The organism is Ruminococcus callidus ATCC 27760 (genome assembly GCF_000468015.1).
GTDB lineage: Bacteria > Bacillota > Clostridia > Oscillospirales > Ruminococcaceae > Ruminococcus_C > Ruminococcus_C callidus.
The window spans coordinates 5252-15154 of the sequence record NZ_KI260443.1 but is presented as its reverse complement, the minus strand read 5'-3'; the positions used below and the strand labels follow the sequence as shown (position 1 = coordinate 15154).

Annotated in this window: 11 protein-coding genes; all 11 read right to left on the bottom strand. The window is 53.1% G+C overall.

The features are described from left to right. Nucleotides 1-47: 47 nt before the first annotated feature. The 11 genes from RUMCAL_RS10290 to RUMCAL_RS10240 all read right to left on the bottom strand — a co-directional run bounded on the left by RUMCAL_RS10290 (nt 48) and on the right by RUMCAL_RS10240 (nt 9661). Nucleotides 48-1214, bottom strand: a complete 1167-nt coding sequence (locus tag RUMCAL_RS10290) for an aspartate aminotransferase family protein (protein WP_040647922.1) — start codon at nt 1212-1214, stop codon at nt 48-50. A 14-nt stretch (nt 1215-1228) separates the two neighbouring features. After that, nucleotides 1229-1624, bottom strand: coding sequence for a hypothetical protein (locus RUMCAL_RS10285; protein WP_021682790.1), 396 nt, complete (start codon nt 1622-1624; stop codon nt 1229-1231). Beyond that, nucleotides 1621-2082: a hypothetical protein gene (locus tag RUMCAL_RS10280; protein WP_021682789.1), complete on the bottom strand. Its 462-nt coding sequence runs from the start codon at nt 2080-2082 to the stop codon at nt 1621-1623. Before RUMCAL_RS10280 ends, RUMCAL_RS10285 begins: the two co-directional genes overlap by 4 nt. Before the next feature lie 21 nt (nt 2083-2103). Next, nucleotides 2104-2970, bottom strand: a complete 867-nt coding sequence (argB, locus tag RUMCAL_RS10275; RefSeq protein WP_021682788.1) for an acetylglutamate kinase — start codon at nt 2968-2970, stop codon at nt 2104-2106. A gap of 15 nt (nt 2971-2985) precedes the next feature. After that, nucleotides 2986-4242, bottom strand: coding sequence for a bifunctional glutamate N-acetyltransferase/amino-acid acetyltransferase ArgJ (gene argJ / locus RUMCAL_RS10270; protein ID WP_021682787.1), 1257 nt, complete (start codon nt 4240-4242; stop codon nt 2986-2988). Between the two features lie 30 nt (nt 4243-4272). Next, nucleotides 4273-5220 (bottom strand): N-acetyl-gamma-glutamyl-phosphate reductase, encoded by a 948-nt coding sequence (gene argC / locus RUMCAL_RS10265; protein ID WP_021682786.1) that lies wholly within the window; start codon nt 5218-5220, stop codon nt 4273-4275. Between the two features lie 9 nt (nt 5221-5229). Next, on the bottom strand, nt 5230-5733 hold the full coding sequence (locus RUMCAL_RS10260) for a hypothetical protein (RefSeq protein ID WP_040647921.1): 504 nt from the start codon (nt 5731-5733) through the stop codon (nt 5230-5232). Nucleotides 5734-5741: 8 nt separating this feature from the next. Continuing rightward, nucleotides 5742-5924 carry a hypothetical protein gene (locus RUMCAL_RS10255; protein WP_021682784.1) on the bottom strand — a complete coding sequence of 61 codons (183 nt, stop codon included), beginning with the start codon at nt 5922-5924 and terminating at the stop codon, nt 5742-5744. Further along, nucleotides 5921-7297 (bottom strand): argininosuccinate lyase, encoded by a 1377-nt coding sequence (gene argH / locus RUMCAL_RS10250; RefSeq protein WP_021682783.1) that lies wholly within the window; start codon nt 7295-7297, stop codon nt 5921-5923. The genes RUMCAL_RS10255 and argH overlap by 4 nt, the downstream gene beginning before the upstream one ends. 320 nt (nt 7298-7617) lie before the next feature. Beyond that, on the bottom strand, nt 7618-8856 hold the full coding sequence (locus tag RUMCAL_RS10245; protein ID WP_040647919.1) for an argininosuccinate synthase: 1239 nt from the start codon (nt 8854-8856) through the stop codon (nt 7618-7620). Between the two features lie 280 nt (nt 8857-9136). After that, a complete protein-coding gene (locus tag RUMCAL_RS10240) occupies nt 9137-9661 on the bottom strand; it encodes a hypothetical protein (protein ID WP_040647918.1) in 525 nt (174 codons plus the stop codon). Nucleotides 9662-9903 lie beyond the last annotated feature (242 nt).

The following is a 9903-nucleotide window of genomic DNA, read 5'->3' as shown; positions in this document are numbered from 1 at the left end:
GCAGATTGCGTGCAAAGCCGTCAGGCGGGCTTCACGCAGTGTTTCCTTTATTTCGACAGAACGTCCGCCAGAATGGCAACGCCCTTTTCGATTTCCTCGTCTGTAATGGTCAGCGGCGGCAGTAGACGTACCTTGGTCTTTGCCGTCAGCACCAGCAGGCCCTTTTCCAGAGCCGCATTTGCCACATCGATGGCTTTCTTGTCCTTGAGGGCAATGCCGATCATCAGTCCCAGACCGCTGACGCTCTCCACGCCGTCCAGCTTTTCCAGCTTCTCCCGCAGCAGCTTGGCTTTCCGCTGCACTTCTGCCAGAAAGCCGTCTGCGGTAATGGTGTTCAGCACTGCCAGACCGCCGGCACAGCATACCGGATTGCCGCCGAATGTAGAGCCGTGAGAGCCCTTGTCCAGCACGCCGGCACACTTCTCGTTGGCAAGGCATGCCCCCATCGGCAGACCGCCGGCAATGCCCTTTGCCAGTGTCGTCACGTCTGCCTTGTGTCCGAACTGTTCACCGGCAAGGAATGTACCGGTTCTGCCCACACCGGTCTGCACTTCGTCCGCAATGACCAGCACGTCCTTTGCGGCACACTTTTCAAAAACAGCGTCCACGAATGCCTGCTCCAGTGCATTCACGCCGCCCTCGCCCTGAATGTATTCCAGCATCACTGCACAAACGGTGTCGTCCAGCTTGGATTCCAGATCGGCAATGTCATTGGCTGTCACATAGTCGAAGCCCTCCACAAACGGGAAGAAATAGTTGTGGAATACGTCCTGACCGGTGGCGGACAGGGTGCAGAGGGTTCTGCCGTGGAACGAATTCACCAGCGTCAGAATCTTGTGTCTGCCCTTGCCGTACTTGTCGAAGCTGTACTTTCTCGCCAGCTTAATGGCACACTCGTTTGCCTCTGCACCGCTGTTGCAGAAAAACACCTTTTCATAGCCGGCAGTCTGGCACAGCTTCTGTGCGAAGTCTGCCTGCACCTTGGTGTAGTACAGGTTGGAGGTGTGCTGCATGGTCTTGACCTGCTTGCAGACTGCCTCCGTCCACGCCTCGTTGCAGTAGCCCAGAGAGGTGGTGCCGATGCCGCTGCCGAAGTCGATGTACTGCTTTCCGGTTTCGTCAGCACAGGACTCCCCTGCACCGTGATCGATCACCACCGGAAACCGTCCGTATGTTCCCATGACGGACTGGTTCATTTGTTCTTGTGTTGTCATTTTCATCATTTCCTTTATTCTGCCGCCTGTTCAGCGGAAAATTTCTGTTCCAAAAATTCGATCAGTTCCATTGCGTTGGGACAGCCTTGAGAAAAGCCGTACCGCCTGCCGTTCAGGTGCAGCATGATGCACTGGTCCTTTATGTACATCTGTTCAAAATCGTCCCAAGTATAGTGCACTTCCGGCTTCCAGTTCTGCCGGATATGAATGCCGTCATCGTCCCACATCACCCGAAACCGCAGCGTACAGGTGAAAAAGTACAGGCTGACCAGCAGGAATGCTACCATCAGCAGCGTATACCAGATCTCACTTGTACCATACCGCACAAAAAATGCAATTGTCCCCGCCAAAAACACCACTACCATAAAGCCGTAAATCCCATAATCTTTTCTTGCAGATGTCAACTTCATACCTGTTCCTCCTTCTGATAGTCCCGCAGATAGCAGAGAAATGCATCTGCACCAATGAAAAACTGCTGTTCCACCCGAATTTTTCCCTTGGCAGTCCACACAATATAGCCATCGCTTTTCAGTTCGATCTTCTGCACGTCCTGCAGGGTATACTGCTTGGGCTTTCCGAAAAAGTTGTACACCGTAATTCCCGTGCGGTCGTACTCGATTCTGAAATTGTGCCCATAGATCAGCAGGCAGATTCCCAGCACTGCAAACACCCCAGACAGTACATAAAACGCCGCATCACTCTGTCTGTGCTTCAGAAACGCCATTCCCAAAGCCAGCAGAATAGAGGCAATGGAAACCACCGGAAACACCTTTGATGCCTTGACAATGCCTCTGGTGTCGGTGTGGCTTTCTTCACTTTCCGCCATTTTCTTTGCTGCTTCCATCGCAGCACGTTCTAACAACCCCATTCTTTCAAATCCTTTCTGTGCTTATCGGAACTGTGTCCCGATGCCCTCATTGGATAGCGTTTCGATCAGAATGGAGTGGGGCACTCTGCCGTCAATGATCGCCGTTTTCTTGACACCGCGGCGGACTGCCTCTACGCAACAGTCGATCTTCGGGATCATACCGCCGGAGATGATGCCCTTCCGCTTCAGGAACGGCACTTCGCTGACGTTGACAAACGGAATCAGGGTAGACGGATCGTCCTTGTCCCGCAGCAGTCCCGCAATGTCCGTCATCAGAATCAGATTTTCCGCCCGCAGCTGTGCCGCGATTCTTGCCGCAGCCGTATCCGCGTTGACGTTATAGGACTGCCCGAACTCATCGGTTGCCACCGTGGCAATGACCGGAATATAGCCGTTGTTCAGAGCGTCTAGAATGGGCTGTTCGTTGACCTTGACAATATCGCCTACAAAGCCCAGATCTTCGCCGTTGGGGCCCAGCTTCCGTTCTGCCGTCAGCATGTGCCCGTCGATGCCGCACATTCCCAGAGCCTTGCCCCGTGTCCGTGTCAGCAGGCTGACCAGTTCCTTGTTGACCTTGCCGGACAGCACCATTTTTACCACGTCCACCGCTGCCTCATCGGTATACCGCAGACCGCCGATAAACTTGGACTCGATGTTCAGCCGCTTCAGCATGTCGCTGATCTCCGGACCGCCGCCGTGCACCAGCACGACCTTGACACCTACCAAAGACAGCAGCACGATGTCGTCCATTACGGCCTGTTTCAGTTCCTTGTTGGTCATGGCGTTGCCGCCGTACTTGACCACCAGAATCTTGTTGTTGTATTTCTGAATATAGGGCAGGGCATCTACCAGCACCTGTGCCCGCACATTGTTCAATATCTCTCCCATTTCTCGAAGCCTCTCTCAGGAACGGTAGTCACCGTTGATTTTTACATAGTCATACGTCAGGTCGCAGCCCCACGCCGTTGCCGCCGCCGGACCGTCGCCGACAGACACCAGAATCTCGATCTCGTCCTCCAGCAGCACCGTCTTGGCGATGTCCTCGGAGAAGTCGATGCCGGCACCGTTTTTGCACACGTCTACAGAACCGGCACGGGAAGCCAGTGTCACAGCCACCTGATCGATGTCGAATTCCGCCGGTGCATAGCCCACGGCACACAGCACCCGTCCCCAGTTGGCATCTGCACCAAACATGGCACATTTCAGCAGATCAGAAGCGATCACGCTCTTGGCAACTGCCAGTGCATTTTCCCGATCTTTCGCACCGGTCACAGTACACTCCAGCAGTTTTGTCGCACCCTCGCCGTCCTTTGCCAGCATCTTGGTGATGTTGGACATCGCGATATACAGAGCCTGACGGAATACGGCATAATCGTCATTCTGTTCGGTGATCTCCGCATTTTCTGCCAGACCGTTTGCCAGTACCACGCAGGTATCATTGGTAGACTGGTCGCCGTCGATATACAGGCAGTTATACGTATACTGTACCACATCACTGAGGGCTGTCTGTAACAGTTCCGCAGAGATCGCACAGTCCGTCGTTACCACATTCAGCGTCGTTGCCATATTCGGGCAGATCATACCGCTGCCCTTGCCCATTGCACCTACGTGGCAGGTCTTTCCTCCCAACTGGAATTCCACTGCCACTTCTTTCGGCACGGTATCTGTTGTCATAATGGCAATGGCTGCCTGCTCATGATTTTCAGCAGACAAGCCGTCATACACCTTGCCCATGCCCTGTTCAAACGGCTCAATAGGCAGGATCTGACCGATGACACCAGTCTGTGCGATCAGCAGTTCTTCCGGCTGAACGCCCATTTGTTCCGCCGCCAGTTCGCAGACACGGTTCGCCTTGTCAATACCGTCTGCATTACAGCAGTTGGCATTCTTGGAGCTTAGCACCATGCCCCATGCCTTACCGCCGGTCTGTTCCAGATGTGCCTTGGAAACCAGCACCGGTGCAGCTTTCACCTTATTGGAAGTAAACACGCCGGCAGCACGGCACAGCTTGTCGGATACGACCAGACAGAGATCCGGTTTTTTCGTGGGGTTTTCCTTGATACCACAGTACACGCCATTGGCACGAAATCCCTTTGCGGCACAAACGCCGCCGTCGATATAGGTAAACCCGTCATACAGCACTTTTTCAATTTGTTTCATTTGGTTATTCCTCCGCAGCGTTTGTTTCCCTTACAAAAGTCCTACAGTTTCGTCCAGTCCCAGCATGATATTCATGCACTGCACCGCTGCACCGGATGCACCCTTGCCCAGATTGTCCAGACGGGAGCACAGCAAGATCTGCTCTGCATCACCGAACACGAAAATTTCCATCTGGTTGGTATCCCGCAGGTCGTTGCAGCTCAGCTTGGTAGCTGTCATTTCTGCCGGTGTTTTCAGGGGCTGCACGTGCACAAAGTTGGAACCGGCGTAGTGGCGTTCCAGCATTTCCTGCACCCGTTCCGGTTCCAGGGAGAAGCCGGAGATCGCCGCCTGAATCGGCACGCAGACCACCATGCCGTTATAGTAATCATCTACAATCGGGGTGAACATGGGCTTCTTTTCCAGACCGGAGATCTTCTGCATTTCCGGCAGGTGCTTGTGATTGTTTGCCAGACCGTAAAAACGGGGGCTGTACAGTTCCGGAGCACGGTCGGGAGATTCGATCTCGGCGATCATTTTCTTGCCGCCGCCGCTGTAGCCGGACATGGCGAAGCACTGCACCGGATAGTCCTTGGGCAACAGTCCGCTGTGCACCATGGGATACACCAGCGAAGCGAAGCCGCTGGCATAACAGCCCGGCACTGCCACACGCTTGGAGTGGCGAATCTTTTCCCGATGCTCCGGCGACAGTTCCGGAAAGCCGTATGCCCAGTCCGGATTGGTGCGGTGTGCCGTGGAAGCATCAATGATCCGCACGTCCGCATCGCCAGCCAGTGCCACAGCTTCTCTCGCCGCATCGTCCGGCAGGCACAGGAATGTCACGTCGCTTTCCAGAATGGCAGCCCGTCTTGCCTCCGGATCCTTTCGGGTTTCCTCAGTCAGGGTAATCATGGTCAGATCGTTCCGGTCTGCCAGCCGTTCATGAATCCGCAGACCGGTAGTGCCAGCCTGCCCGTCAATAAATATCTTTACAGCCATTTTTCCACCTCATTCCCCTGCCGCACAATTCGGGCAGGGCGTTTTTCCGCCGACGATCATTGTTTTCGGCGATTTTATTATGTGCGGCTTCGGTGCAGGCATTGTCTCTCCCTGCATATTGTACACAACGTGGACATAATCCTCTTTGGCACATTCCTCCGATAGATGCCAATAAGAGCCAGTTGCACTATAGTATACCATTTCTATGGCAGTCGTACTCTGCGTTTCCGCAGTTGTGATCTCCTGCTTTTCCACAGTATCCAGCGTTTGCTTTGGAGTCACCGCCGTCAGCTTTTTCCCGTTCGGCACATCCACAGTCTTCTTCTTGGTCGTCACTGCCGCGGCATCGTCCTCCTGCACAGCAGCAGTTGTCTGCACCGCATCTAGTTGTACCTTTGCCGTTGTCACTACGGACGATGTCTCCGTTTCCGAAGCTTCAGGCGAAGCCGTCCTGCCGCAGCCAGTGCAAAGGCAGAACCCAACCGCCATCAGGATCCCGATCCATTTTCTCATGATTTCTCCTATTCCCGCGGACATTTCCACAGACTGAACGCACAGGTCAGCACGATAATGGCGATTGCCCAGATGCGGGACACTGTCAGTCCCAGATCCAGCACCAGTCCCAGCAGGATCTCTCCGCCGACCCAGAGCACTACCGCGGCAGTGCACAACGCCAGAATAAACTTGATCTGCCGCTTTCTCATGCCAGCCCCAGCTTTGTCTTGACCAGCCGCAGCTGTTCTGCCACAGCCTTCGGGGACGGACCGCCCTGCGACACTCTGCCGCGGACACAGGTTTCCAGACTAATGGCATCGTACACGTCCTCGGTGAACAGCGGTGTCATCTTCTGGTATTCCTCCAGCGGCAGGGTTTCCAGTGTCAGCCCCCTGGAAATGCACTCTGCCACCAGCGTGCCTGAAATCTTATAGGCATCGCGGAACGGCATGCCCTTCTTCACGAGATAGTCCGCACAGTCGGTGGCGTTGATAAAGCCCTTGGCTGCGGCGGCACGCATGTTGTCTTTCAGCACCCGCATGGTTTCCAGCATGGGGGTAAAGGTTTCCAGACACAGCTTCACGTTGTCCACTGCGTCGAAAATCGCTTCCTTGTCCTCCTGCATGTCCTTGTTGTACGCCAGCGGCAGACCTTTCATCATGGTCAGCAGGGTCTGGAGATCGCCGTACACTCTGGCGGTCTTGCCGCGGATCAGTTCGGTAATATCCGGATTCTTCTTCTGGGGCATGATCGACGAACCGGTTGCGAATGCATCGTCCAGTTCAATGAACTTGAATTCCCACGAGCACCAGAGAATGATCTCCTCGGAGAAGCGGGACAGATGCATCATGATGATCGAGAGGGTATTCGCCAGCTCAATGCAGTAGTCGCGGTCGGAAACGCCGTCCAGACTGTTTGCCATAGGAGCATCAAAGCCCAGCAGCTTCGCCGTTTCTTCCCGATCGATGTGGTATGTGGTGCCAGCCAGTGCACCGCTGCCCAGCGGGCATTCGTTCATACGCTTTGCTGTGTCGTCCAGTCTGCCCAGATCGCGGAGCAGCATCTGTACATATGCCAGCAGGTGGTGTGCAAAAGTCACCGGCTGGGCACGCTGCAAGTGGGTATAGCCGGGGAGCACGGTTTCGGTGTGCTGTTCTGCCAGCTTCACCAGCACGGCACACAGCTTTTCCACCAGTCCGCGGATCTCCTTGATCTCGTCCCGCAGATACAGCCGCAGATCCAGTGCCACCTGATCGTTTCTGGAACGGGAGGTGTGCAGCCGCTTGCCCACATCGCCGTAACGCTTGGTCAGCTCTGCCTCCACGAACATGTGAATGTCCTCTGCATTGGGATCAAATTCCAGCTTGCCGCTGTCCAGATCTGCCAGAATGGCAGTCAGCCCCTCAATAATGGTCTTGCTGTCCTCCTTGGAGATGATGCCGCAGTCCCCCAGCATGGTGGCATGGGCGATACTGCCCTGAATGTCATGCCGGTACATACGGGCATCAAATGCGATAGAGGAGTTAAACGCATTTACGCCTGCGTCAATTTCTTTGGAAAATCTTCCTGCCCAAAGTGCCATATATGAAACGTCCTTTCGTGATATTATAGAAACACCGAGCAAAGCTTGTGGTAAGATGCGTCGTCAGATTTTTCGGTCGACAGATTGCATAGAAATTCCGCAGGCATACTTTCCGTATGGCAAGGGATTTCTGGGCAATATGACGAAAAATCTGCACGCAGATTGCGTGCAAAGCCGTCAGGCGGGCTTTATGCAGTGTTTCCTTATATATTGATAGAAGAAACGGAAAAGAGGCGACCAGTAAACAGCCGCCTCTTCCTCACCGGCAGGAGAACCGGTATACAGGGAAATCACCGCCGTGTTTCCCGATTTTTTCAAAATTACTTGTTGTTCCGCTTCTGATCCAGCACAGCCTTTACGTGGATCGGCAGACCAAACAGGTTGATGAAGCCCTCTGCGTCCTTCTGGTTGTAAACGTCTTCTGCATCGAAGGTTGCAACTTCTTCATCGTACAGGGTGTACGGAGAAGTAACGCCGGCATTGATGATGTTGCCCTTGTACAGCTTCAGCTTGACATCACCGGTAACGGTCTTCTGGGTTTCGTTTACGAAAGCAGTCAGTGCTTCCCGCAGCGGTGTGTACCACTGACCGTTGTATACGATGTCAGCGAACTTGATGCTCAGATACTGCTTGGTTCTTGCAGTTTCCTTGTCCAGGGTAATGGTTTCCAGCACATCGTGTGCGTGGTACAGAATGGTGCCGCCCGGAGTTTCATAAACGCCTCTGGACTTCATGCCGACCAGACGGTTTTCTACCAGATCAGCCAGACCGATGCCGTTTGCACCGCCCAGTTCGTTCAGCTTTTCTACCAGTTCTACAGCACCCATTTCCTTGCCGTCGATAGCAGTCGGGATACCCTTTTCAAAGTGAATGGTCACATAAGTGGGCTTGTCCGGAGCCTGGATCGGAGAAACGCCCAGTTCCAGGAAGCCTTCCTTTTCATACTGCGGCTCGTTTGCCGGATCTTCCAGATCCAGACCTTCGTGGGACAGATGCCACAGGTTCTTATCCTTGGAGTAGTTGGTTTCACGGTTGATCTTCAGCGGAATGTTGTGAGCCTCTGCATAGTCGATTTCTTCGTCACGGCTCTTGATGGTCCATTCTCTCCACGGAGCAATGATCGCCATATCCGGAGCGTATGCCTTGATTGCCAGTTCGAAACGAACCTGATCGTTACCCTTACCGGTTGCACCGTGGCAGATCGCATCTGCACCTTCTTCCAGTGCGATCCGAGCCAGTTCCTTACCGATGATCGGACGAGCGAAAGAGGTACCCAGCAGATAACGGTTTTCATATACCGCACCAGCCTGTACGGTGGGGAAAATGTAGTCTTCTACGAAAGTCTTCTTCAGATCCAGTACGATCAGCTTGGAAGCACCGGTCTTGACTGCCTTTTCTTCCAGACCGTCCAGTTCTGTGCCCTGTCCTACGTCTGCGGAAACTGCGATAACTTCGCAGTTGTTATAGTTTTCTTTCAGCCACGGAATGATAATCGAAGTATCCAGACCGCCGGAATATGCCAGAACGACTTTCTTAATGTCCTTTTTTGCCTTTGCCATGATGCAAACTCCTCCATCAGCATAATTTATCGCATCTGTACCGCCCTTTTTGATCCGCTGCAAATGCTCTTGTTTCTTATTATACACCTTTTTCCGGCATTGTCAAGCGTTTTTGCATAAATATACGGAATTTTTTTCTTTTTGCAACAGTTTACGTATAATATGCAGCTATTTTTGCATATTATTGTGCTTTCGTGAAAAAAATGCACTTTGGACAGCGGTATACAGATACCAAAAAAGCCCCTGTCAGATGACAGAGGCTCTTTGCGTGCACCAACGATCAGTGCATTCTTTCGTAATACGCCAGTACTTCGCCTACAAATTCCCGGTGCATCGGGTCTTTGCCGTACCATTTTTCATAAGTTTCGGGTTCCAGAAAACCCTCCGGCTGCAACATTGCCGTATAACGTTTCCGGCAGATCAGCACGCGGCGTGCCTGTGCAAAGCTGGTAGTTCCTTCAAGGAGAACGGGCTGCAATCCGGTTCTCTGTGCCTTATCGCAGTCCTTTCCGGAATGGGTGCCGCAGAACTGAAGTGCGGGTTTATAGCCCGGATCGAAGAATGTTGCCGAGAACAGTTCATTCTGATCCAGATAGTTCAGGGTATAACGGTTGGTTCTCACGACGCAGTGGAACGAGGGTGCTCCCCACATTTCGCCCATTGCCCCCCAGGAAGCCGTCATTGTGTTGTAATCCTCCGGTGTACCGGAAGTCAGTAAGTACCATGTCTTCCCGATCATATCAAAGGGATTGCACTGCAGATCACTCAGGTCCATCTTCTTGAAAAACATTTTTCCGTCAGTCATAAAATCAGATCCTTTCGCATAAGATAATAACATGCTGTCTGCGGACAGACCGCCCGCCGGAACAAATGCATGCTCTTTTTATTTTACCATAGTATATGGCAGACTGCAAGAAGAAAATGCACAAAGAAGTTGAACTTTTTTCGATAACATACAAAAATATACAGAATCCCGCTGTATTGAGCCGTCGGACAGGCTCTGTGCGGAGCTCTCAGGGCAATACCGCACAAAGATTGTGCGACAGA

Bases quoted from the DNA above. Each gene is read 5' to 3' on its own strand.
- RUMCAL_RS10290 (WP_040647922.1), bottom strand. From the start codon at position 1,214: ATGACAACACAAGAACAAATGAACCAGTCCGTCATGGGAACATACGGA.
- RUMCAL_RS10285 (WP_021682790.1), bottom strand. From the start codon at position 1,624: ATGAAGTTGACATCTGCAAGAAAAGATTATGGGATTTACGGCTTTATG.
- RUMCAL_RS10280 (WP_021682789.1), bottom strand. From the start codon at position 2,082: ATGGGGTTGTTAGAACGTGCTGCGATGGAAGCAGCAAAGAAAATGGCG.
- argB (WP_021682788.1), bottom strand. From the start codon at position 2,970: ATGGGAGAGATATTGAACAATGTGCGGGCACAGGTGCTGGTAGATGCC.
- argJ (WP_021682787.1), bottom strand. From the start codon at position 4,242: ATGAAACAAATTGAAAAAGTGCTGTATGACGGGTTTACCTATATCGAC.
- argC (WP_021682786.1), bottom strand. From the start codon at position 5,220: ATGGCTGTAAAGATATTTATTGACGGGCAGGCTGGCACTACCGGTCTG.
- RUMCAL_RS10260 (WP_040647921.1), bottom strand. From the start codon at position 5,733: ATGAGAAAATGGATCGGGATCCTGATGGCGGTTGGGTTCTGCCTTTGC.
- RUMCAL_RS10255 (WP_021682784.1), bottom strand. From the start codon at position 5,924: ATGAGAAAGCGGCAGATCAAGTTTATTCTGGCGTTGTGCACTGCCGCG.
- argH (WP_021682783.1), bottom strand. From the start codon at position 7,297: ATGGCACTTTGGGCAGGAAGATTTTCCAAAGAAATTGACGCAGGCGTA.
- RUMCAL_RS10245 (WP_040647919.1), bottom strand. From the start codon at position 8,856: ATGGCAAAGGCAAAAAAGGACATTAAGAAAGTCGTTCTGGCATATTCC.
- RUMCAL_RS10240 (WP_040647918.1), bottom strand. From the start codon at position 9,661: ATGACTGACGGAAAAATGTTTTTCAAGAAGATGGACCTGAGTGATCTG.